Annotated in this window: 22 protein-coding genes and 1 pseudogene; 15 read left to right on the forward strand and 8 right to left on the reverse strand. The window is 59.7% G+C overall.

The window, feature by feature from the left end:
* Window positions 1-19: 19 nt before the first annotated feature.
* The 3 genes and pseudogenes from ACLI1M_RS04845 to ACLI1M_RS04855 form a co-directional block, all read right to left on the reverse strand.
* Window positions 20-775 (reverse strand): annotated as a pseudogene (locus tag ACLI1M_RS04845) (ABC transporter permease); the annotation flags it as partial.
* A 3-nt stretch (window positions 776-778) separates the two neighbouring features.
* On the reverse strand, window positions 779-1,543 hold the full coding sequence (gene modA / locus ACLI1M_RS04850) for a molybdate ABC transporter substrate-binding protein (RefSeq protein WP_248098929.1): 765 nt from the start codon (window positions 1,541-1,543) through the stop codon (window positions 779-781).
* A 75-nt stretch (window positions 1,544-1,618) separates the two neighbouring features.
* Window positions 1,619-1,879, reverse strand: a complete 261-nt coding sequence (locus ACLI1M_RS04855; RefSeq protein WP_248098928.1) for a DUF2249 domain-containing protein — start codon at window positions 1,877-1,879, stop codon at window positions 1,619-1,621.
* A 66-nt stretch (window positions 1,880-1,945) separates the two neighbouring features.
* Between ACLI1M_RS04855 and ACLI1M_RS04860 the strand changes: the two genes are divergently transcribed.
* From ACLI1M_RS04860 to ACLI1M_RS04870, 3 genes are read left to right on the forward strand one after another with little or no spacing between them, the layout of a single operon-like run.
* Window positions 1,946-3,025 carry a hypothetical protein gene (locus ACLI1M_RS04860; RefSeq protein WP_248098927.1) on the forward strand — a complete coding sequence of 360 codons (1,080 nt, stop codon included), beginning with the start codon at window positions 1,946-1,948 and terminating at the stop codon, window positions 3,023-3,025.
* Window positions 3,012-4,190, forward strand: a complete 1,179-nt coding sequence (locus ACLI1M_RS04865) for a beta-carotene 15,15'-monooxygenase (protein ID WP_248098926.1) — start codon at window positions 3,012-3,014, stop codon at window positions 4,188-4,190. The genes ACLI1M_RS04860 and ACLI1M_RS04865 overlap by 14 nt, the downstream gene beginning before the upstream one ends.
* The gene (locus ACLI1M_RS04870) at window positions 4,191-5,558 is read left to right on the forward strand and encodes a multicopper oxidase domain-containing protein (RefSeq protein ID WP_248098925.1); all 1,368 of its coding nucleotides are present in this window, start codon (window positions 4,191-4,193) and stop codon (window positions 5,556-5,558) included.
* A 131-nt stretch (window positions 5,559-5,689) separates the two neighbouring features.
* On the opposite strand, the gene ACLI1M_RS04875 is transcribed toward ACLI1M_RS04870, so the two are convergent.
* The 5 genes from ACLI1M_RS04875 to ACLI1M_RS04895 all read right to left on the reverse strand — a co-directional run bounded on the left by ACLI1M_RS04875 (window position 5,690) and on the right by ACLI1M_RS04895 (window position 10,945).
* On the reverse strand, window positions 5,690-6,286 hold the full coding sequence (locus ACLI1M_RS04875; protein ID WP_023021765.1) for a molybdenum cofactor guanylyltransferase: 597 nt from the start codon (window positions 6,284-6,286) through the stop codon (window positions 5,690-5,692).
* Window positions 6,286-6,765, reverse strand: a complete 480-nt coding sequence (gene moaC, locus ACLI1M_RS04880) for a cyclic pyranopterin monophosphate synthase MoaC (RefSeq protein ID WP_248098924.1) — start codon at window positions 6,763-6,765, stop codon at window positions 6,286-6,288. The genes ACLI1M_RS04875 and moaC overlap by 1 nt, the downstream gene beginning before the upstream one ends.
* Window positions 6,766-6,774: 9 nt before the next feature.
* The gene (locus ACLI1M_RS04885; RefSeq protein WP_248098922.1) at window positions 6,775-7,974 is read right to left on the reverse strand and encodes a molybdopterin molybdotransferase MoeA; all 1,200 of its coding nucleotides are present in this window, start codon (window positions 7,972-7,974) and stop codon (window positions 6,775-6,777) included.
* Window positions 7,975-7,984: 10 nt separating this feature from the next.
* Complete coding sequence (moaA, locus tag ACLI1M_RS04890; protein ID WP_248098921.1) at window positions 7,985-9,097, reverse strand: GTP 3',8-cyclase MoaA; 1,113 nt, start codon at window positions 9,095-9,097, stop codon at window positions 7,985-7,987.
* A 66-nt stretch (window positions 9,098-9,163) separates the two neighbouring features.
* The gene (locus tag ACLI1M_RS04895; RefSeq protein WP_248098919.1) at window positions 9,164-10,945 is read right to left on the reverse strand and encodes a long-chain fatty-acid--CoA ligase; all 1,782 of its coding nucleotides are present in this window, start codon (window positions 10,943-10,945) and stop codon (window positions 9,164-9,166) included.
* A 351-nt stretch (window positions 10,946-11,296) separates the two neighbouring features.
* On the opposite strand from ACLI1M_RS04895, the gene rho reads away from it, so the two are divergent.
* The 12 genes from rho to ACLI1M_RS04955 all read left to right on the forward strand — a co-directional run bounded on the left by rho (window position 11,297) and on the right by ACLI1M_RS04955 (window position 23,141).
* Window positions 11,297-13,126 carry a transcription termination factor Rho gene (rho, locus tag ACLI1M_RS04900; RefSeq protein ID WP_248098917.1) on the forward strand — a complete coding sequence of 610 codons (1,830 nt, stop codon included), beginning with the start codon at window positions 11,297-11,299 and terminating at the stop codon, window positions 13,124-13,126.
* Window positions 13,119-14,195: a peptide chain release factor 1 gene (gene prfA / locus ACLI1M_RS04905; protein ID WP_411706707.1), complete on the forward strand. Its 1,077-nt coding sequence runs from the start codon at window positions 13,119-13,121 to the stop codon at window positions 14,193-14,195. The genes rho and prfA overlap by 8 nt, the downstream gene beginning before the upstream one ends.
* Before the next feature lie 6 nt (window positions 14,196-14,201).
* Entirely contained in the window at window positions 14,202-15,038 is an 837-nt protein-coding gene (gene prmC, locus ACLI1M_RS04910) for a peptide chain release factor N(5)-glutamine methyltransferase (protein ID WP_248098915.1), read from the forward strand.
* Window positions 15,039-15,069: 31 nt separating this feature from the next.
* Window positions 15,070-15,738 carry an L-threonylcarbamoyladenylate synthase gene (locus ACLI1M_RS04915; protein WP_023027842.1) on the forward strand — a complete coding sequence of 223 codons (669 nt, stop codon included), beginning with the start codon at window positions 15,070-15,072 and terminating at the stop codon, window positions 15,736-15,738.
* 12 nt (window positions 15,739-15,750) lie between these two features.
* Window positions 15,751-16,926: a glycosyltransferase family 4 protein gene (locus ACLI1M_RS04920; RefSeq protein WP_248098913.1), complete on the forward strand. Its 1,176-nt coding sequence runs from the start codon at window positions 15,751-15,753 to the stop codon at window positions 16,924-16,926.
* A gap of 16 nt (window positions 16,927-16,942) precedes the next feature.
* On the forward strand, window positions 16,943-17,368 hold the full coding sequence (locus tag ACLI1M_RS04925; protein ID WP_023021755.1) for a hypothetical protein: 426 nt from the start codon (window positions 16,943-16,945) through the stop codon (window positions 17,366-17,368).
* A gap of 455 nt (window positions 17,369-17,823) precedes the next feature.
* Window positions 17,824-18,624 (forward strand): F0F1 ATP synthase subunit A, encoded by an 801-nt coding sequence (gene atpB, locus ACLI1M_RS04930; RefSeq protein ID WP_023021754.1) that lies wholly within the window; start codon window positions 17,824-17,826, stop codon window positions 18,622-18,624.
* A gap of 102 nt (window positions 18,625-18,726) precedes the next feature.
* Window positions 18,727-18,966 carry an ATP synthase F0 subunit C gene (locus tag ACLI1M_RS04935; protein WP_023021753.1) on the forward strand — a complete coding sequence of 80 codons (240 nt, stop codon included), beginning with the start codon at window positions 18,727-18,729 and terminating at the stop codon, window positions 18,964-18,966.
* Between the two features lie 42 nt (window positions 18,967-19,008).
* Window positions 19,009-19,578, forward strand: a complete 570-nt coding sequence (locus ACLI1M_RS04940; protein WP_023021752.1) for a F0F1 ATP synthase subunit B — start codon at window positions 19,009-19,011, stop codon at window positions 19,576-19,578.
* A 6-nt stretch (window positions 19,579-19,584) separates the two neighbouring features.
* Window positions 19,585-20,400 (forward strand): F0F1 ATP synthase subunit delta, encoded by an 816-nt coding sequence (locus ACLI1M_RS04945; protein WP_239205708.1) that lies wholly within the window; start codon window positions 19,585-19,587, stop codon window positions 20,398-20,400.
* 60 nt (window positions 20,401-20,460) lie between these two features.
* Window positions 20,461-22,101, forward strand: coding sequence for a F0F1 ATP synthase subunit alpha (gene atpA / locus ACLI1M_RS04950; protein ID WP_023021750.1), 1,641 nt, complete (start codon window positions 20,461-20,463; stop codon window positions 22,099-22,101).
* Window positions 22,102-22,151: 50 nt separating this feature from the next.
* Window positions 22,152-23,141 (forward strand): F0F1 ATP synthase subunit gamma, encoded by a 990-nt coding sequence (locus tag ACLI1M_RS04955; RefSeq protein WP_023021749.1) that lies wholly within the window; start codon window positions 22,152-22,154, stop codon window positions 23,139-23,141.
* Window positions 23,142-23,144 lie beyond the last annotated feature (3 nt).

Genomic DNA, 23,144 nt, shown 5'->3' on the forward strand with positions numbered 1-23,144 from the left:
GCAAGCCCGCAAGCGCCAGGCAGACCAAGGCCAGCCCGATAAGCAGGGCGGAGAGCACGTAGGCGCCGTCCGCGTCGACCTCGCGCTCTAAGTAGATGCCCAGCGGCATCGTGCGGGTAACCCCTGGCTGAGAGCCGGCAAAAGTCAGTGTCGTGCCAAATTCGCCCAATGAGCGCGCGAAGGCCAGCGCCGCGCCGGTAGCTACAGCCGGCGCGATAGAAGGAAGGGTGATCTTGCCGAGTATCTCCCAACGCCCCAAGCCCACGCCCCGCGCCGAAGCGAGGATTTCCTGGTCTAGTTGGCGCAGTGCCGAATCGACCGCTACCACCACAAAGGGCAGTGCCACGAAGGTTTGCGCCACCACGACTCCGGGGAAGGCGAAGGCGAGGTGGATCCCCAGGGCGTTGAGAAGCGGGGAGAGGTAGCCCTTGCGCCCTAAGGCTGCGGTAAGGGCCAAACCGCCGACCACCGGTGGCATAGCCAGAGGAAGGTAGACCAAAAGACGGATAATGGTGCTACCGCGACCGAGCTGCTGGACCCATAATGCCAGGCCCAAGCCCATTACGAGCGCGAGCAGCATGGATTGGCAAGCCGCCGCCACGGAGATGAGCAGCATGTCTCGAATCTCTTCGCGGCCAAGGTAATCGCCGATGCGCGCCCACGGTACCCGCAGCCCGAGAGCTGCCACGGGAACAATGATGGTAGCTACCGCAATGAGACCAATGAGGCCGACAAGCAGCGGGGCCTTGGGGCGGACAGGCTGAGGGGCGGACATAGACTACTTCGCTGGGCTGAAGCCAAGGTCGCGCCAGGTGGAATCAAAGTCGCTGGCCAACAAATTGAGCACCGCGCGGGCCTGGTCGGGATGAGAGGCGTCCGTGGCAACGGCGCCCAGGATCTGATTAGAGAATTTCTCCGCCCCAGGAATATCAATCACCTCAACATCATTGCCGGCCGCGGCGGCATCGGTGGAGTAGACCCATCCAGCATCGGCCTCACCCGAGGCCACCTTTCCTAAAACATCCGCTACCTGGCGCTCCTGGGAGGAGGGGTGGACGTCCAAATGCTGGTCATCGATGATCTGGGAGGAAATATCGCCGCAGGGTACTTGCGGATCGCAGAGTACGAAGTGATGGGCGTGGGAGAGATCCTGCACAGAATGGATTCCCGCCGGGTTTCCTTTAGGTACCACCATGACCATGACATTCGTGGCGAGCACCTCGGGGGCGGTCACGGTTCCATCCTGGACCGCCTTATCCATGGTCTTTTTGGAAGCCGTGAGGAGAAGATCGGCCGGGGCACCCTCGCGCAGCTTGCTCACCAGATCGGAAGAGCCGCCATTTTCAAAGCTCAAATTCACCGGAGATTCGAGCTGGCCGGCGCGTTCGGTAAGTTCATCATTGATAACGCGGGTGGATGAGGCCGCCAGTACAGTGAGCGTGGTATCCGCCGTATCCTGTGACGACGTTACTGACGTGTGTGGAGCGCAGCCTGAAAGAGCGATTCCCAAGGCAACGAGGAGTGCGGTGACGCGTTTGTGCATCTGCGGAGAGCTCCTTTTCGGCTTCTTTGGCGGTGAGTATGACCTACCTAGAATAGCCCTCCACCGAACAAAGGTTTAGCTCACGCGGGTGAACTTGATGTGGAAGTCGTTTTCTTCCTCCTGGAGGTAGTCAAGCTCGAACTTCTCCTCGCGGGACTCGACCTCTTTGAGCAGTGGGACGGGGTTGTGTGGGGCGATAAGGATCATTGATTTGCCTACATTAAGGGTGCCCAGCGCGCCATGGATGGCACCGTGGCGAACGGCGTGCGGAATTTCTGAGGCGTTGAGGGTGGGGATGGAATGCGGCCTATTGGCGTCGGAAATGGGCAGCTGCATGGCAAGTAGTCCTTTCTACTGGGGTGCGAGTTTCGCTCTGACCCCAATATTAGTACGATAAAACTCGTGCAAAATAATAGCGTGGCGCATCGCCCTATTTTTCTCGCCTGTGCAGGGGTATCCCTGCTGGTTGGGCTGGGTGCGGGCGCCTCCCTCCTGGGTTTGAACGCCACCCCGGGAGCATCCTTTGCTGCCGACCACGGGCCGCTAATGGTCTTTGGTTTCGTAGGCGGAGCCATAGGCCTCGAACGCGCCGTCGCCGTGCGCACCACGTGGGCCTGGGTGGGGCCTGTATGCCACGTCGCTGGCGTGCTCAGCATTCTCGCCGGCCTACCGCGTGGGGTCGCAGCCATGTTCTTTGCCGCCGGATTCCTTTGCCTTGGCTGCATCTATGCCACTATCTACCGCCGTCAGGCTAGCCTCGCGATTCTGGTGCAGGCAGTCGGCGTCATTGGGGGAGTAGCCGCCGCTGCCCTCTGGGCCATTGGGCCGGGGTTTGCTACAGCGATGCCGCTGTGCGCACTTTATGCCGTGGCCACCATCATCGGCGAGCGCATGGAATTAGCGCGCATAACCATGGCCGGAACGCGCGCCGAAAATCATCTCACCCTCTTAGTGCTGGGGCTGGCGGCAGTCAGCGTTATCTATATGCTTTCCCCGGCGGTGGGCTATCGCGCTATGGGGCTGGCGCTGATTGCTATCGCCGCGGCGACCGCGCGGGCGGATGTGGCCAAGAACTTGGTGCGCTCACAAGGATTGCCGCGCTATTCGGCGGCATGCATGCTGGCCGGCTACGCCTGGCTCGCGTTCGGCGGGTACTTGTGGCTGATCTATGGCGAGGCCACCGGCTTTGTCTATGATGCCTCGGTGCACACCATTTTCCTGGGCTTTGTCATGTCCATGATTTTCGCGCACGCGCCCATCATCTTCACCTCTGTTATTAGCCGCCGCCTGCCATACCACAAAGTGCTCTACGTACCTGTGGGGCTCTTGCATGGTGGCCTTGCGCTGCGAGTCCTTGCAGATTGTGTCCAGCACACCACAGCGCTCCAAAGCGGCGGGGTGGTTACCATTATTGCGGTAATAGGCTTTCTTGCCTGCGGCATTACCTTGACCAGCAAGGAGGCGCGACGTGCGCATTCATGACATTTCACTGGCCGCACGCGGCCGTTGGCATATCTTGACCGCAGCCCTTATCGCAGGATGGATCCTTGTCGGCCTCGGCCTGCTCATCGCTAGCTCTTTGGGCGCACCTGTGGTGTGGTGGGATATCATCCACCCCTTCACGATTGGCGCGCTGACCACGGCGATCATCGTCTTTTCCACCCACTTCACTGAGGCCTTGACCCGGACGGCGGGTGGGGACTATCGGGGCGTCGGCAGTCGCGTGGGGCTGGTACAGCTTGGCCTTATCTTGCTACTCATCGATAGGGCGGGGTATGACTGGGGCCCGCTTGCCGACGCCGCCTCTGCCCTCATCATCGTCGCCCTCGCCTGGCACCTGTGCTTCGTGGCGCGGCGCCTACGCGGCTCATTGTCTGGTTCTTTTGCCGTGACCGTGCCCTTTTATATCGCCGCTAGCGTGTTCATGATTGTCTCCGTAGTACTCGTCATCCTCAGCGGCAACAGGGTAGGCGAGTACTCCCTCCTCATCGGCGCGCACTCGCGCGGTATGGTCTGGGGATTTGCCTGGCTGACCGTCATCGGCACGGTGGTCACGCTGCTTCCCACGTTGTCTGCCACTGCGATTTCCTCCACCGCCCGTGCAAGATGTACCCGTGCGCTCATCGTGCATTGCGTGGGGCTGGGATGTGCGATGGCACTATACGCGGTAGGCCTCACCCGAGCTGCAGGCGTGGCCCAGCTGCTCGTGGTCTTGGCAGCCCTGCTCATCGTCCAGCCGGTACTCGCTACCGTCATGGGGCGCTCACCACGGCTGACCACCGCCACCGTTGCCGTCATCGCCGGCCTGCTGTGGATGCTGGCGTTGTGCGCCGGTGATGCCATCTCCGCAGCCGTCGGAGCCTACCCGCGCACCATCACCTTGGTTGTGCTTCCCGCCTTCCTCGGTGCTGGCCTCTTGCAGCTGGTGACCGGTGTCCTACACCACCTGCTGCCCATACTTACCGGGGCGCGCCCCAATACCGCCGAGCGCACCGGTTACGCTCGTCTGCTGCTCATCAACCTGGGCGGACTATTTAGCTTGCTGGACGCTACTGCGGCCGGGCTTATCATGATGGGGATAGGGATTGCCGCCAATATCTTCGCCGTCGGCCGCGCCCTCTACTTACAGAAAAGACTGGAGAACTAAATGCTGAGCGTTTCTTCCTCGCAACCCGCGGACAAACCCGCGCCTAAGGATTCCTCTTGGGCTTCGTGGCTGCTCATCGGTATCGCGTTAGCGGCAGTAATCGCACTCGCGGTGGTCAATTCCACCGGCAAGAGCTCTCAGTCCGCCACGCCTGTAGCCTCCGGCGAAACGCAGACTGTTGACGTGGGGGTGGACGGCATGGCCTTTACGCCCTCGTCCATCGATATCGATCCCGGAACCCACCTGGTGGTCAACTTCACCAACTCGGGTGACCAAGTCCATGACCTAAAGATCGGTGATGCCGAAACCGGCCGCGTCGATCCCGGCGAGACAGTTCAACTCGATGCCGGCGTCATCGATTCCTCCGCGGAAGGTTATTGCACCATCGCCGGCCACAAGATGCAGGGCATGACTTTTAAGGTCAACGTCGGAGATGGCGCCGCTGCAGGGCATGACCACACGGTGGCTTCTGCAAGCAACCCCCACGTGGACGTGCCTACCGCCGCTGAACTCGGCACCCAGCGCGAAGGCTTTTCCGCCTTTGACGCCACCTTGCAGCCTGCCGCCGAAACGAAGACGCACAAAGAGACCTGGACGATGACCGAGAAGGTCGTAGAGGTCGCCCCAGGAATCAAACAGATGCGGTGGCTTTTCAACGGCCAAGCCCCAGGCCCGACCCTGCGCGGAAAAGTGGGCGATAAATTCGAAATCACCATCAAAAACGAGGGCTCCATGGCCCACTCCATCGACTTCCACGCCGGCGAGGTCAACCCTGATGAGACCATGAAATCCATCCAACCGGGTGAGGAATTGACCTATAAATTCACCGCGCATCGCTCCGGCATTTGGATGTATCACTGCTCTACGATGCCCATGTCCCTCCACATCGCTAATGGCATGGCCGGCAACGTCATCATCGATCCGCCGAACCTGAAGCCCGTGGACGCGGAATACAACTTCATGGCGACCGACGTGTTCCTCGGTGAGGAAAACACTGGTGCCGATGCCCAGCGCGTAGCCGACGGCCGCTTCGACCTCATGGCCTTTAACTATTATCCCGGCCAGTACGACGCAGAACCCATCAAGGCCAAGGTGGGCGATACCGTTCGCCTGTGGCTGACTAATCTAGGCCCCGACCAGCCGCTGAGCTTCCACGTTGTGGGCGAACAATTCGATACCGCCTACAAAGAAGGCGCTTACCTCATCAAGAATGAGGACTCGACCGGCTCGCAAGCCCTGGACCTCCTCCCGGCGCAAGGCGGATTCGTCGAGATGACCTTCAACGAGCCCGGTACTTATTCCTTTGTCAATCACATCATGACTAACGCCGAGAAGGGGCAGCACGGCAAGTTCATCGTCACGGAGTAGGCCAGCCTCGCTCGATACACCCTTCGCGCTCACCATGAAACAAGTTTCATAAATCCGCGGCTGCTAGTGAGCGCGAAGGGTGGTGGGAAGAAGACCCTTACCCTTGCCGCTCACCAGTGCGGTGCCGTGGCCTAGTTCAGCGAGCTGCGGTGAGCGCGAAGGGGGAGGGCAGGGTCCGGGAAGCGGAGCAGGGGGAGCTCGCGCAATTCCGCGTGTGTGTCGTAGTCGCGTTCGGCGCCGGTGCCAGGGACCTCGACAAAATTCACACCGCGGATGAGGCGGCGGACGGAGACGTTCCTAGCCGTAGGAAGGGATTCGAGCTGAGTGTGGAGCGCGGGGGCGTGCCAGAGGGAACACAGCGGCTGGAGGTAGCCGTCGGCGGCGCGGGTGAGTACGGCATCGGCTGTGGAGGAGGCGAGGGTCGAGCGCAGACGGGGAAGCAGTAGCGGCGAATCGGGGGCATCCACGGCGAAGAGGGCAAGTTCGGTGCAGTGGGATAACGCTTGTGCGCCGGCCGCGATGCCAGCGACGGGACCACCGTAGAGCGGGGACTCGCACACCTGGGGTAGGCCGAGATAATGCGGTGAGACGGCCACGGCCGGGGTGCCGTAGGGGAGCTGGGCGAGCAGGCGGTCTATAAAACGTGTTCCGTGGGCGGAAAGAGAGGCTTTATCTGTGCCACCCATGCGTCGGCCGTGGCCACCGGCGAGGATTATCGCGCCGAGCATTAGGCCTCCGGCAGGGTGCGGGACCAGTCTCCGGAGCGGCCGCCGGATTTCGCCACGATGCCGCAACGGCGGATATAGGCGGAGCGGTCCACGCCCTTGACCATGTCGATGATGGCGAGCGCGGAAACATTCACGGCCGTAAGCGCTTCCATCTCCACGCCAGTGCGGTCGGCGGTGCGGACGGTGGCGGAGATGAATACGTGGTCGTCGGCAAGCGTGAGCTCCACAGCGCAGCCGTGCACGCCGATGGTATGCGCTAGTGGAAGCAGCTCGGGGACCTTCTTGGCAGCGGAAATGCCGGCGATGCGGGCTACAGCTAGGACATCGCCCTTGGGCACCGTGCCGTCGCGCAAAGCGGTCATGACCTCGGGAGAGCAAGCGACTTCGCCCTCGGCCGTGGCGGAGCGCACGGTCGGTTGCTTCTCGGTGACATCGACCATGTAGGCGGCGCCGTCAGAGTCAAGGTGGGTAAATTTCATGGCTGCTCCTTAATACAGATAAACGGTGATGTCCTCGCCCACGGCGGGCGGTTCGGAGTAGATGAGACAAAAGCCATTGGTAGCGGCGAGCGATACAACGCGATGGCTGCCGTGGGGCAGGTGCGAAGTAATGGCGGGCTCCGGCTGAAAGTCTACGGTCACGGGGACAATGGTCGGCCGGCCGCGGGAGGCAGGAAGAGGCGAGTCTACACGGGCGCGCAGGTTGACCCGCTCCCGTGACGCAGGGTGCCCGGAAAGTGCGGCGATGAGGGGACGAGCATAGAGCTGAAAATCTACGAAGGCAGCCACGGGGTTGCCGGGCAAGCATAATATCGGGGTGCCTTTCCAATTGGAGTAGCCCTGTGGGGCGCCCGGGCGCTGGTCGACGTGCCCGAACCACGCGGAATCCGTGCGCCTCAGCACAGTATGGACGACGTCGAACGCGCCGGCCGAAACGCCGCCGGAGGTGATGATGAGGTCGTGGGAGGAGGCAAGCTCATCCAGCGCGGAGGCGAGGTCCGCAGGGGCATCACCCACGTGGACGTGTGCGTCAGCGCCTGCAAGGGCAGCGAGCATGGGGCCGTTGGAATCCGGCAGCTGGCCGGGAGCGAGCTCTGTTGGGGAAGAGACGAGTTCTTCGCCAGAAGAAATGATCGCTATGCGCGGGCGGCGGTGGACCGAGACGGAATAAACGCCAGCGGAAGTGAGAGCGGCGATTACGGCGGCGTCGACAAGCGTGCCGGCTGTGGCCACTGGCGCGCCGGGCTGGATATCCTCCCCGGCGGCGCGGATATGTGACTTGATGGGAGCATCGGTGATGGTCACCTCGTCTGGAAGTGCTACGGGTCCGGCTGGGGTGGTGGTATTTTCCACGGGCACGACAAGCATTCCTGTGGTATCAGCTACCGGTGCGCCGGTCATGATGCGCACCGCGTGTCCTGCGGGGACCTCGGTAGGGGCGGCACCGGCTGGTACATCGCCGGCGACGGGGAGGGTCCATGGGCCGGGGGAGGGAAGAGCCGCGGCGTGGACGAGGAAGCCATCCATCGCCGAGTTGGCGTGGGGCGGCACGGGAAAGCGCGCGGTGGCATCGGCGGCGAGGACGCGGCTGATGAGGGAGGCATCGACGGCGGCTGACTCGGCCGGCAGGGGGGATGCCAGGGTGAGGACGGCATCGAGGTGCGCGGAGATGCTGCGGGGCGTGGACATAAAAATAAGGTTAGCCGCCGATGGCAGACATCGGACGGTCCGGTTGCAGAAAGCCTTCGTCATCGATGCCATGGCCAGGCTTTTTGCTCCACATTTCCCCAGCCCAGGCCTCCATGATCTCCTCATCGCTGGCCCCAGAGCGCAATAGTTCCCGCAGCGGGGTTTCGGAATTGCCAAAGAGGCAGTTGCGCACGGCGCCGTCGGTAGTCAGCCGCGTACGATCGCAGTCGCCGCAGAAGGGGTGGGTGACCGAGGCAATGATGCCCAGTGTGCCGCGCGTTCCATCCGGAGCAGTGGCCTCCCACAGGGCGGCGGGGGCAGATCCCCGCGGTTCGTGGGCGGGCTCCATGGAGAAGTGGGTGCGCAGGCGGCCAAGGATATCTTCGGCCGTTACCATGTCCTCGCGGCGCCATTGCTCGCGGGGCCCAAGCGGCATCTGTTCGATGAAGCGCAGCTGAGCACCGTGGCGGACGGCATAGTCCGCTAGCGGGACGATGTCTTCTTCGTTGACCCCGGGCATGACCACGGCGTTGATTTTGATGGGGTGGAGGCCTGCGGCATCCGCAGCGGCGATGGCCTGGAGCACGTGATCGAGACGGTCGCGGCGGGTGAGCGCGGCGTAGCGCTCGCGGTCGATGGTATCGAGCGAGATATTGATGCGATCGAGTCCGGCTGCGGCGAGGGCGCCGGCGCGCTTTTCTAGGCCAAGCCCGTTGGTGGTTAGCGCGGTGGACGGGGATCTCCCCTGGTCGGTGCGCAGCTCTTTAGTGGCGGCAATAATCTTTTCCAGCGACTTACGCAGCAAGGGTTCGCCGCCGGTAAAACGCACTTGGCGGATGCCCAGCTTGCCGACGCCAATTCGAATCAGTCGGATGGTTTCCTCATCGCTCAAGGTCTTCTCTGTGGGCATCCACTCTAAGCCTTCGGCCGGCATGCAATAGGTGCAGCGCAAGTTGCAGCGATCCGTGAGGGAGACGCGCAGGTCGCGGGCTTGGCGGCCATAGCGATCCAGCAGTGCGCGCGTGCCATCAGCAGCCGGGGCGGGCAGATCCGCTGGCGACTGCGCCCGGACCACGGTGGGCAGGGGTAGGGAAACTACGGGTCGCTGCGTGGAAGAGGTCATCGGTGCCAGTCTAAGAGAGGGGATGAGGTACACCAAGCTGCAACGGCTTAGAGAAGGATATTATTCCTAGTTTTCCCGGCTTAAATCGGTGGCTTCGGTGGCAGCGAGGCGCTGCGATTCGCCTGGACCCTTGAGCCGGATGATGTTGTACTCGCCTTCTGCCAGGTGGGTGCGCAAATCCTTCTTATCGAATTTGCCCACGGAAGTTTTATCGATGGACTTTACAAAGGTCCAGTACTCCGGCAGCATCCAACTCGGCAGCTCCTTGCGCATGCTGGCGCGCAGGCGCTCTGCGGTTTCGATGGTGGGAGAAGCACCTTCTGCCAAGACGGTAACGGCCAGTGGGCGCTCGACCCATTGCTTATCGGGATAGCCGATAACGGCGGCTTCGACGACGAGTGGGTCAGACATGATGAGGTTTTCGAGCTGGACGGAATAGATCCACTCGCCGCCGGAGCGGATGACGTCTCGGGCGCGGTCCTCTACGGTAAGGAAGCCGTCCTTGGTGACCGAGCCGACATCGCCAGTGCGCAGCCAGCCATCCGCGGTGAACTTGCCCTCTGCAGCCTCGACCTGCTTGCCGCGAAATTCGGAGGCGATTTCGCCCGGCTCAGCGGTAGGCGAGTGGTAGTAAGAACCGGTGACCAGGTTGCCGCGTACCTGCAGCTCGCCCGCGTTGCGGTCGGTTCGGGCCACAACTTGGCCGTCATTGACCACGCGGTATTCCAGCGAGGCGGGGATGCGACCTTGAGAAATGCGGTAGGCCCACCGGGTATCGCCCGAAGCGCCCTGAGGAGGGCGGGCGACGCTGCCGACGGTGGAGGTTTCTACCATGCCCCACACGTGAACAACGTCGACACCGTAGCGTTCCTCCCACATCTTGATAAGAGTTGGGGGAACAGGGGAGCCGCCGGCATAGATCTCCGTGAGGGTCATGCGCTCCGGCGGGTGGTGCATGTAGTGCACAAAGAGTTGGATCCAGATGGTGGGAACGCCGTGGGCCACGCGCGGAGAAGTAGCGGCAATGGCCTTGGCAAGGGTGGGGGCGGATACGTCGGCGTCGGGAAGCACGAGCGGGGTGCCCGTCATGAAGCAGGTAAAGGGAACGCCCCAGCTCAGCACGTGACAGATGGGGATGCAGCACAGGAAAGTCTCACCGTGGGTGATGCACAGCGAGTCCGAGGAGCGCAGCTGCATGGCCTCCAGATACAGCGAACGGTGCGAATACAGTACGCCCTTGGGGGCACCCGTGGTGCCTGTGGAATAGCACAGTGCCGCGGCCGTGCGCTCATCTAGTTCCGGCCAGTCATAGACGGTGGAGCGGCCATCAATTAAAGCTTCATAGGAATACACTTCAATCCCACGGGGGAAGAGATGGGCAAACTGCTGCGCAGGCTGTGCGCCGGTAATGATGACGCTTTTCACGGAGTCGGTACCCACAAGCACCTTGCCTAGTTGCTGCGCCAGCCGGGGATCGCACACGATGGCAGATATTTCCGCGTGATTAATAATATGGAGAATCTGGTCATTCATCAGCTGCTTATTCAGCGGCGCAAAAATCGCGCCCTTGCAAGCAGTGCCAAACATGACCTCGAGGTGTTCGGCGCAGTTCCACATAAAACTGCCCACCCGCTCATCGCCGGTAATACCCAAATCATCATGAATAGCGTGGGCGAAGGCGGCTGCGCGAGCGGCGATATCGCGGAAGGTAACTTCTTCGGCCGGATCAAATTCAGAGCCGGTGCCCTCACCGTGCCAGGTTGTCACCGTGGTGCTGCCGTGCACCGAGGCGCCGTATTCCAAAATGCGGGTCAGGGAGAGGGGGATATCCATCATCGTGGAAAGCATGCCTCTACTGTAGCGGTGTCATGGTGCGGGCGTTGCGGTCTATGCGTTATACTTGTTCGCGACTGGTAGGAAACCGGAATTTTTAGCTCCCCTTTCCTATGGATTCGGGCCCAGAGAAGTTTTGCCCGCAGTCGTTTCTTGATTTCTTCCGGCTCGTGCACCCGCTGTGCGAATTCTCCTTGAGAACATGGAAGAGGCCTCATACTTATTGCCCGGCAGGACGCGCATGCGCCTTGGCACGAGGGCGAGAAGTCCTAGAAAAATACACATTGGCTTCCAGTGCAACGCCGTGAGCCTAGGCTACGGCGGCTCCCGCATCATCGGACCTGGTCAAGCAACGAAAGGATATCCGTGAGCGAAACGGACAACACCGCAGCACAGGATCTTGCATCCCTGAAGCTGCCGGAATTGCGCAAAATGGCCGCAGAGCGCGGCCTACGTGGTGTCTCTGCCCTGCGCAAGGGGGATCTCATCACCGCCATCAAGACTGGTAAAGTTCCGCCAAAGGCCAAGGCCAAGGTGGAAAAGGCCGCTCGGGTAGAAAAGGCGGAAAAGGCAGAGAAATCTGATAAACCAGAAAAGCCACGCGCGCAGGCGCAGGACGATGCGCCGCAGAAGGCGGAAAAGCAGGAAGAATCCGGCGAGAAGCAGGATAACCGCCAGCAGAACTCTGGCGACGAGCAGCGCTATGAGTCGCGTTCCCAGGCCCGCCGCGCTCGCCGCAATCGCGCCCGCCGGCAAGAGCGCCAAGAGCGCGAGGAACGCAGCCACAACGAGGAGCAGGGCGGCAATAAAGACAACCGCGAGAATAACTCCCAGGATGGCTCCGATAATCAGGGCGATAAGAATGACCGCGGCGATAATAAGCAGCGCGGCAATCGCCACGATGACAACAATAATCACGAGCGCGGCAACCGTCGTGGGCGCCGCAATCGCCGCAACCGCCGTGGCCGCGGAAACAATAATGACAATAACGGCGGCAACGATTTGCAGGTCCGCGAGGGCGATGAGCTGCAGGCCGTCGGTGGCATTTTGGACGTGGTAGACAATAACGTCGCCTTCCTGCGCACCACCGGTTACCGCGCCGCGGCTTCCGACGTCTTTGTCAACAACGGCATTGTCCGCCGCCTGGGCCTGCGCTCCGGCGACGCCATTACCGGCCAGGTTAAGGTCTCCGGCCCGACGCATACGCATGGCAACGGTCGTAACCGCCGCAAGTACAACCAGCTGGTTCAGGTCGATACCGTCAATGGCATCGATCCGGAAAACGCAAAGCAGCGTCCGCACTTTAATAAGCTGACCCCGCTGTATCCGAATAAGCGCCTGCGTTTGGAAACGGACCCGAAGATCCTCACCACCCGCGTGATTGACCTCATCATGCCCATTGGTAAGGGCCAGCGCGCGCTTATCGTCTCCCCGCCAAAGGCCGGTAAGACGACGATTTTGCAGAATATCGCCAATGCGATTTCTACCAATAACCCGGAGTGCTACCTCATGGTTGTCCTCGTAGATGAGCGCCCTGAGGAAGTTACGGATATGCAGCGTTCCGTCAACGGTGAGGTTATTGCTTCCACCTTTGATCGCCCGCCATCAGAGCACACCTCCGTAGCCGAGCTGGCTATCGAGCGTGCCAAGCGCCTGGTGGAGCAGGGCAAGGACGTCGTTGTTTTGCTCGACTCCATTACCCGCCTGGGCCGCGCCTACAATAATTCCTCCCCGGCATCCGGCCGCATCCTCTCTGGCGGTGTGGACTCCAACGCGCTCTACCCGCCAAAGCGCTTCCTCGGCGCCGCCCGCAATATCGAAGAGGGCGGCTCGCTGACAATCATCGCCACCGCCATGGTGGAGACCGGTTCTACCGGCGATACCGTCATCTTCGAGGAATTCAAGGGCACCGGCAATGCCGAGCTGAAATTGGACCGTGGCATTTCCGAGCGCCGTGTATTCCCGGCCGTGGACGTTAACCCGTCCGGCACCCGTAAGGATGAGTTGCTGCTCGTACCAGAGGAGGCGCGCATCATGACCAAGCTGCGTCGCATCCTTTCTGCCCTGGATTCCCACCAGGCCATTGACCTGCTCATTAAGCAGCTAAAGAAGACCCGCTCCAATGGCGAGTTCTTGATGCAGGTGGCCTCCTCGGCCCCGATGGCTGCGGATAAGGATGAAGAAGATTATGTCTAATCAGGTTTCCCTCGTTGATGACATTGTGTCCGAATACCAGGGCATTGAGATGCAGATGGGCGATCCGGAGGTGGCCGGCGACCAGAAGCAATTCCGCAAGCTCTCCAAGCGTTATGCGGAGCTGCGCCCCATCATCATGGTTAATCATGAGCTAACCCAGGCGCGCGAGGATCTCGCGGACGCTAAGGAGATGGCCTACGAGGACCATGACTTCCAAGAAGAAGCGGACCGCCTCGAAAAGTCCGTGGAGAGCTTGGAAGAAAAGCTCGCTGATCTGCTCGCACCGCGCGATGAGCAGGACTCCGAGGACATCATTATGGAGATCAAGGCCGGCGCGGGCGGCGAGGAAGCGGCCCTCTTTGCCGGCGACCTTGCCCGCATGTACGAGCGTTATGCGGATAAGACGGGCTTTAATTGGGAGGTTTTGGGCCTCAATGAGTCGGATCTGGGAGGCGTGAAGGATATGACCATTTCCTTCCGTTCCAAGTCTCCCTCGCGCGATGGCGCTTGGTCCGTCTTCAAGTTCGAGGGCGGTGTGCACCGCGTGCAACGTGTCCCGGTCACCGAGTCCCAGGGCCGTATTCAGACCTCTGCCGCGGGTGTGCTGGTGTACCCAGAGCCAGAAGAGGTGGAGTCCGTCAATATTGATGACAAGGATATTCGCGTCGACGTTTACCGTTCTTCTGGTAAGGGCGGCCAGGGCGTGAATACCACCGACTCCGCGGTGCGCATTACCCACCTGCCAACTGGGCTTATCGTTACCTGCCAGAAGGAACGTTCCCAGATTCAGAACAAGGCGCGTGCACTGCAGGTCTTGCAGGCCCGCTTGGACCAGATGGAGCGTGAAGCTCGCGAGGCTGAGGCCGGCGAGCAGCGCGCCTCCCAGGTACGCACCATGGACCGTTCCGAGCGCATCCGCACCTATAACTGGCCGGAGAACCGCATCACGGATCACCGCATTGGCTACAAGGCCAATAACCTGGACTCTGTTTTGAACGGCGATATGCATGACCTTATTAAGGCCTTGCAGGACCAGGAGCGTGCTGAGCGCCTCGAGGCCGAGGGCTAAACGGGCGTGGACAACACGTATGGACAGGCGCTGCGCCGTGGGGTGCAGCGCCTTCGTGCTGCCGGGGTACCAAGCCCCGAGTGGGATGCGCGCATCATTGCCACGCACCTTATTCATTGCGGCCACATGGATATCCCGCTGGACCAAGCTCCTATGCCCGGTTTCGATATGGCCTATGATGCGCTGCTTCGTCGCCGCGAGTCCCGCGAGCCCCTACAGTACGTGCTAGGCAGCGCCTGGTTCGGTCCGCTGGAGCTCAAGGTGGGCCCTGGCGTATTTATCCCGCGGCCGGAAACCGAGGTGTTGGCGGACTGGGCGGTGCGCAATGCGGACGGCCCGCGGCTGGTGGACTTGTGCACTGGCACAGGGGCGTTGGCACTATATCTGCACCACTACTTACCTGAGGCGCAGGTGCGGGCAGTTGAGCTTGCCGACGCCGCCTTGGCCTACACCACTGCCAATACCCGCGGCAGCGGGGTAGAGGTCATTCAGGCCGATGCTACGGATGCCACTACCTTGGCGGAGTGGAACGGGACCGTGGACCTCATCGTGACCAATCCGCCGTATGTACCGGAGACGCCGGACCTCGATCCGGAGGTCTACCATGATCCACACGACGCGGTCTTTGCCGGTGAGGATGGGATGGGCGTCATCACCAGCCTCATCCCGACGTTCGCCCGCCTTTTGCGCCCGGGCGGCAAGGTGGCCATCGAGCACGATGACTCCACAAGCGAAGCCGTACAAGCCGCAATGGCCCGCCACGGCGGCTTTGAAAGAATTTCGGCGCTGCAGGACATGACGGGAACGCCCCGCTTTGTCACTGCGGTGCGCGCGGTAGACTAAGACACCACTTAGGGCAAGAAGGGGAAAGACTATGCAAGGAAAGATTTTTAACTGTGCCGATGAGGCCGAGCGCGAAGAGGGCCTGAACATTGCGGTCAAGGCTGCACAATCCGGTCGCCTTGTGGTCATGCCCACCGATACGCTGTATGGCCTTGGCTGCGATGCCTTTGATAATGACGCCGTAGCCAATCTCTTGGCTACCAAGCAGCGCGGTCCGGATATGCCGGTACCGGTTTTGGTTGGTTCCTGGGATACCGTTCGCGGTCTCGTGGCTTCCTATACCGATACTGCGCGTGATTTGGTCGAGGCCTTTTGGCCGGGTGGCCTGTCTATCGTTGTTCCTCAGGCGCCATCCTTGCCGTGGAACCTCGGTGATACCCGCGGCACGGTAATGCTGCGCATGCCGCTGCACCCCATTGCAATTGAGCTTTTGCGCGAGGTTGGTCCGATGGCTGTGTCTTCCGCCAATATTTCTGGCCACCAGCCACCAACCACCGCGCTTATGGCTAAGCAACAGCTGGGTAAAGCCGTGACGGTTTACTTGGATGGGGGAGAGACGGCCGTCGGTAAGCCTTCCACCATCATCGATCTCTCCGGTGAGCGCCCGTACCTACTCCGTGAAGGCGCGCTCTCGGCCGAGGAAATCGGCAAGGTCATCGGCCTCGATGCCCAAACCCTGCGCACTCGTCCCCAGGCTTAAGGAGGTATTCGCGTGAGCGGCAGTGGTGTCCCGCTGCGCGAGTTGGCCCTTGTCATCCTCGTCGCAGCAGCGTTTACGTATCTGACCACCGGTGTGGTGCGCTCCTTTTTAGTGCGCACCGGCCGGGTGGCGGAAATTCGCCTGCGCGACGCTCACACGCAGCCCACACCCCGTATGGGCGGCGTTGCCATGTTTACCGGCTTTGCGGCGGCAATATTCCTCGCAGCCCAGCTTCCAGCCTTGACTCGCGGCTTTATGCCCGTCACTCCGGAAATGAATGCGGTGCTGTGGGCGGCCTTGGCGCTGGTGCTTGTTGGCGTGGTCGATGACCTAGTAGAACTCAGTGCCGTCGTGAAGCTTTTTGGCCAGCTTTTCGCTGCTACGCTCATGAGTGGGTTGGGCCTTACCTGGACACTACTTTTCATTCCGTTTGGCGGCGGCACCACCGTTGTGCTGGACCAATTGCAAAGCACCCTGCTCACCGCATTCTTTACCGTCTTGCTTATCAATGCCATCAACTTTGTAGACGGGCTCGATGGCCTGGCGGCAGGTCTTGGAATGATTGCGGGAGGGGCAATTTTAGTCTTTTCCTTGACCGTCCTCCACGACCAGGGCGGTGCTGTATCGGCCTATCCGCCAGCCATTATTAGCGCTGCACTGGTGGGAATGTGCGCGGGCTTCCTGCCTCATAACTTCGAGCCATCCCGCATCTTCATGGGGGACTCCGGTTCCATGCTTATCGGCCTCCTGCTCGCTGCGGCCTCAACCTCTGCGTCCGGCAAGATCAACATGTCTCTGTATGGCACGGTGGATATTGTCGCGTTGATGTCACCCATTATCGTGGTCGCCGCAGCGGTATTTATTCCAGTCCTCGACCTTGTCTGGGCAGTTATTCGCCGCCTATCGCGCGGCCGTTCACCGTTTTCTGCGGACAAGGCGCACATTCATCACCGCCTCCTCAAGCTTGGGCATACTCATAGGCGTACCGTGCTAGTGCTTTACTTGTGGGTTTCCGCAGTGGCATTTGGTGCGGTGTCATTTTCCATCGTTCCCGCCCCGGTGGCCATTGGCGTGACTATTGTGGCCCTGCTTCTCGCGTTTGCAGCTACTCTCGTGCCCTTGCGGCAAGGAAAGATTGGCCCTGCTGCTCGAGAGACCGTCGTGGTGGCGGAAACCGAGCCCTCGTGAGGTAGGCTCGGTCTCCGTGAATGATCCTAAAGTAAACTCTGATTTTGATGATCCGCGTCTGCCCCTCAAACGCGCCGTGCAGCTAGGTGTCAAAGCGTTGCTTGTCATTATGTTGGTATCACTTGCCATTTGGGGGGGATTGAAAGGCCTTCCCGGAATTTGGGGCGTCTTAATTGGTGCAGCTCTAGGCGGAGGATTCGTATTGTGCACGGCTCTTTCAGTCCTATTTACAGCCAAGTCAACCCCCTCGACAACAATTGCAGTGGTGCTCGGTGGGTGGCTGCTTAAGCTAGTTTTGCTCTTGGGGGTTTTGGCAGTAATTAGGGAAATGGATTTCTATGACACGTGGGCCTTGTTTCTTAGCGTAGTTGCAGCTCTTGTTGTAACCCTCGGAACTGAAGTCTGGGGGATAGTTACTTCTAAAGTGACGTACGTGGCTTAATCGGCGTCCAAAGAATGCTGCCAAAAGCTTGGGGCAGCTCAGCATCATGGGGGATACCGAGCAGCTCTATTTCATCTGTTACTTGCGGTTATGAGAGATTTATACCCCCGACGAGGGGCGGGTGAGATGTGGTGTGATGAATTCCACGCTTATGAGTTTGGCCAGCAAATCGCAGGTTTATAGCTTAATTACTTACTTTGGAATTGAAGAGTAGCTTCTATGGGGCCCCCACGTGCAAAAACTCAGGATCCAGCTGATACGATTCACTTCGGGTTACCGTGGAAGTAGGCACGTGCTCTCTTCCGGTATTGGTAAATCCCTGTCTTGTTCATGCTGATGTGCGACGGAGTCCGTGAACAGGACAGAAAGTTTGAGACGTCCATCGCACCACAAAAGCTTTTACAAGCTGTGTGGCCCGAACACGGGAGAGAACGCTGAGCGTTACAACATTGGCTATGAAAGGGCACTTCCACACGCCCGATCTAGGTGAAGAATTCTTCCCGGGGCAAATTGATGCCGACCATCTTTTTTTCGGTGACTTCGCCGGCGGATGGTTCGCGCTTGATCGCCTGATGCTGATTCGAATCTTGATGACGCTAATTGTGGTGATCCTTTTCTGGGCCGCCTTTAAGAACCCTAAGTTGGTTCCTTCTGGCATTCAGAATGTGGGCGAGAATGCGGTCGACTTTGTCCGTATTCATATCGCTGAGGACATTTTGGGTAAGAAGGAGGGAAAGCGATTTCTGCCAATTATCGCTAGCATCTTCTTCGCGGTTCTATTCATGAACGTTGCGACCGTTATTCCGGGGCTTAATGTCTCGCCGAACGGACGTATTGGTATGCCAATTGTCTTGGCCGCGGTTTCGTACATTGTGATGATTTACGCGGGTGCCAAGAGGTATGGCCTTGGTAAGTTCATTCGCTCCTCGGTAGTGATTCCGAACTTGCCACCGCTATTGCATCTTTTGGTGGTACCGATTGAGTTTTTCTCTACGTTCATCTTGCGGCCGGTTACCCTTGCTATTCGTCTCATGGCGAACTTCCTTGCTGGACACATCATTCTGGTTCTTCTCTTCTCTGCTACGAACTTCTTCTTCTGGCAGCTGAATGGTTGGACCGCACTGTCTGGATTAACCATTATTCTGGGCTTGGCTATGAGCCTGTTCGAGATTCTGGTTATCTTCCTACAGGCGTACATCTTCGCTCTTTTGACGGCGGTGTACATTGAGCTGTCCTTGCACGCTGATTCGCACTAAGGACGAGGTCGACGAGCGCGACCGAGTAAACCACCTAATTTAAACCATCGACATTCAGTCTTGAGACAGACTGAAATTCTACGAAAGGGAACGACTTTCACCATGAACGAAATCATTCTGGCAGCGGATGCCGCTTCGAAGTTTGAAGGACTGGGCACCATTGGTTATGGCCTGGCGGCTATCGGTCCAGGCATCGGTATCGGTATCGTTGCCGGCAAGACCGTTGAAGCTATGGCCCGTCAGCCAGAAATGGCTGGTCAGCTGCGTACCACCATGTTCCTGGGTATCGCCTTTACTGAGGCCTTGGCACTTATCGGTCTCGTTGCCGGCTTCCTGTTCTAAGAGCTCGAGTTTTCACACCGAATCTTTTAAGACGGGAGACCAATGAATAACGTCGTTTACTTGCTTGCAGCAGAGGGCGGAGATAACCCAGGTTCGGGTAGTTTCTCTGTTCTTCTGCCCAAGAACTATGACATTTTCTGGTCTTTGCTGTGCTTCATCGTAATTCTGTTGCTGTTCTGGAAGTTTGTAATTCCTATGTACAGCAAGATGTTGGCAGAGCGTGAAGACCGGATCGAGGGCGGCTTGAAGCGTGCCAAGGCTCAGCAGGCCGAGGCCAAGGCTGCTCTGGAAAAGTACAATGCTCAGCTGGCTGATGCCCGTGCAGAGGCAGCCGAGATTCGCGAGCAGGCGCGCGAGCGCGGCAAGCAGATCGAGGCCGAGGCCAAGACCAACGCGGAAGAAGAGTCCCGCCGCATCGTCGCCAACGGCGAGAAGCAGCTGGAGGCTTCCCGTTCGCAGGTTGTTACTGAGCTGCGTTCCGAAATGGGCCAGAACTCCATCAACCTGGCGGAGAAGATTCTGGGCGGCGAGCTTTCCGACGCCTCTAAGAAGTCCTCCACCATTGATGGCTTCTTGTCCGAGCTCGACTCTGTGGCACCGGCCGGAAAGTAGGCAACTATGAAGGCAGCTAGCCGCGAAGCACTCGCAACCTCGCAATCTCGCTTGGATGAAATCCTTGCTGGCGAGAATAACGTCGCCACCGCCGCACAGGCGGGCTTGGACATCTTTGAGGTTGTCGATGTCTTGGATGATGACCGCGAACTGCGCGTTGCATTCACCGATATCGCCGCCCCGAGCGAGGCACGTAAGTCCCTAGCGGAGAACCTTTTTGGCTCCAAGATTTCTGGTGGTGCGCTGCGCATCATTCAGGAAGCTGCGGCCGTACAGTGGTCCACTCCGAAGGACTTTGTCAAGGGATTGGTTTCCTTGGGCCGCCGCGCACTGCTGCGTGGCGCTGAGGCGCAGGGCCAGCTGGGCCAGGTAGAAGACGAACTCTTCCGCCTTTCCCAGATCCTTGACCGCGAGGGCGAGCTCACCCAGCTGCTTTCCGACCGAACTGCTGATTCCGCCCGCAAGCGCGGATTGCTGGCAAACGTGCTCTATGGCAAGGTCACGATGTTTACTGAGGCACTGGTGCTTCAGGCCATCTCCCGCCCAGAGCAGAACCCGATCGATGATGTGGCCGCTTTGGCTGATTCTGCAGCAGACCTGCAGGACCGCACCATTGCGCGTGTTACCGCAGCGGGTGAACTAAACGAAGGCCAGCAAGCAGTACTCGCTGAGAAGCTGGGCAAAATTTATGGTCGTGCGATGTCCATTCACTCTGAGGTTGACACCAGCCTCCTCGGTGGCATGCGCATCCGCGTCGGCGATGAAGTCATTGACGGTTCTACGGCAGGCAAGATTGCTCGCCTGCGTGCCCAGATGGCGTAGCCGAAACGACAGAAACGATTTAAGTAAGTGCTGGAAGATACTACCGAGAGCAGGAAGAACATGGCGGAGCTGACGATCTCCTCCGACGAGATCCGTAGTGCGATTGCGAACTACACCTCGAGCTACTCCGCGGAGGCCTCCCGTGAGGAGGTCGGCGTGGTCATTTCGGCAGCTGACGGTATTGCGCAGGTTTCTGGCCTGCCGTCCGTTATGGCGAATGAGCTGCTCGAGTTCCCAGGCGGCGTGATTGGCGTCGCACAGAACCTTGACACTAACTCCATCGGTGTCGTGGTCCTGGGCAACTTCGAGTCCCTCAAGGAGGGCGACGAGGTTAAGAGGACCGGCGAGGTTCTCTCCATCCCAGTGGGCGAGGAATTCCTCGGCCGCGTAATTAACCCTTTGGGTCAGCCGATTGACGGCATGGGCCCAATCAACGCTGAAGAGGAGCGCGTCCTCGAGCTGCAGGCACCGTCCGTGCTGCAGCGCCAGCCGGTTGAAGAGCCAATGCAGACCGGCATCAAGGCTATCGACGCAATGACCCCGATCGGCCGTGGCCAGCGTCAGCTGGTCATCGGTGACCGTAAGACCGGTAAGACCGCGGTGTGCATCGATACCATTTTGAACCAGAAGGCTAACTGGGAGTCCGGCGACAAGGATAAGCAGGTACGCTGCATCTACGTCGCAATTGGCCAGAAGGGCTCGACCATCGCTGGTGTGCGCCGCACCCTTGAGGAGCACGGCGCACTCGATTACACCACCATCGTGGCCGCACCGGCTTCCGATTCCGCCGGCTTCAAGTGGTTGGCACCGTTCTCCGGTGCAGCGCTGGGCCAGCACTGGATGTACCAGGGCAACCACGTCCTGGTTATCTACGATGATCTGACCAAGCAGGCTGAGGCCTACCGTGCCATTTCCTTGCTGCTGCGCCGTCCCCCGGGACGCGAGGCATACCCGGGCGATGTGTTCTACCTGCACTCCCGCCTGCTGGAGCGTGCTGCCAAGCTTTCCGACGACATGGGTGCTGGCTCCATGACCGCACTGCCGATCATCGAGACCAAGGCAAACGACGTCGGCGCCTTCATTCCGACCAACGTCATTTCTATTACTGACGGCCAGGTCTTCCTGGAGTCCGACCTGTTCAACCAGGGTGTTCGTCCGGCTATTAACGTCGGTGTTTCCGTCTCCCGTGTCGGTGGCGCTGCACAGACCAAGGGCATGAAGAAGGTTGCCGGTAACCTGCGTCTGGACCTAGCCTCCTACCGTGATCTGCAGGCCTTCGCGGCATTCGCATCTGACCTGGATGCTGCCTCCAAGGCTCAGCTGGAGCGCGGTTCCCGTCTGGTTGAGCTGCTGAAGCAGTCCGAGTCCTCCCCGCAGCCGGTGGAGTACCAGATGGTATCCATCTACCTCGCCGAGGCTGGCATCTTCGACGTCGTTCCCGTTGAAGACGTCCGCCGCTTCGAGGACGAGGTACACGAATACCTCAACGCCAACACCCCAGAGGTCTTTGAGCAGATTTCCGGCGGCAAGCCGCTAACCGATGAGTCCAAGGACGCATTGGTTGCGGCAGCTAAGGATTTCCAGCCGACCTTCCGCACCTCCGAAGGCCATAACTTGGGCTCTGAGGCACCGGTAGAGCCTTTGGATGAAAGCGACGTAAAGAACACCGAGCTCAACGTCTCCCGCAAGACGGCTAAGTAGAGTTCAGAACTCATAACTAACCGTCTAGATTAAAGAAGGGAGGAGAAACGATGGCTAATCTTCGCGAACTACGTGACCGCATCCGGTCCGTTAATTCGACTAAGAAGATCACCAAGGCCCAGGAGCTTATTGCTACCTCGCGCATTACCAAGGCGCAGGCCAGGGTAGAAGCATCTCAGCCTTATGCGACTGAGATGACCAGCATCATGAATAAGCTGGCTTCCGCCTCTACGTTGGAGCATGACATGCTGCGTGAGCGCGAAGACGGAAACGTCGCAGCCATTCTCGTGGTCACTTCTGACCGCGGTATGTGTGGCGGCTACAACAACAACGTCTTCAAGAAGGCCGCACAGCTGCAAGCTCTCCTGGAAAGCAAGGGCTACGAGGTAGTTCGGTACGTTACCGGCAACAAGGGCATCGGCCACTACAAGTTCCGCGAGGACGAGGTAGTTGGCAGCTGGGGCGGTTTCTCTCAGGACCCAACCTGGGAGGCCACCCACGATGTGCGCCGTCACCTGATTGATGGCTTTATTGCTGGTTCCAACGGCACTACCAAGGGCCGCGACGGCCTGCATGCGCAGGGTGAAGGCGTAGGTGTACGTGGCTTTGACCAGGTACACGTTGTCTACACCGAGTTTGAGTCCATGTTGACCCAGACTGCGCGCGCACAGCAGCTGTTGCCAGTTGAGCCGGTTATTCAGGATGAGGAGTACCACCTCGGTGACTCCGCTCTGTCCGACGCCGAATCTGCGGAGGATGTTGCCGCCGGATTCGAATTCGAGCCGGACGCAGATACGCTGATGGAAGCTCTGCTTCCGCAGTACGTCTCGCGTATCCTGTTTGCTATGTTCTTGGAGGCTTCTGCCTCCGAGTCCGCTGCACGCCGTACAGCTATGAAGTCTGCTACTGACAACGCAACCGAGATGGTCGAAGACCTCTCCCGCGTGGCTAACCAGGCCCGTCAGGCACAGATTACCCAGGAAATTTCAGAGATCGTCGGTGGCGCTGGCGCGCTATCTGACAGCGCAGAAAGTGACTAGATT

The organism is Corynebacterium sp. LaCa54, from assembly GCF_046717495.1.
In the GTDB taxonomy this organism is placed as follows: domain Bacteria; phylum Actinomycetota; class Actinomycetes; order Mycobacteriales; family Mycobacteriaceae; genus Corynebacterium; species Corynebacterium kefirresidentii.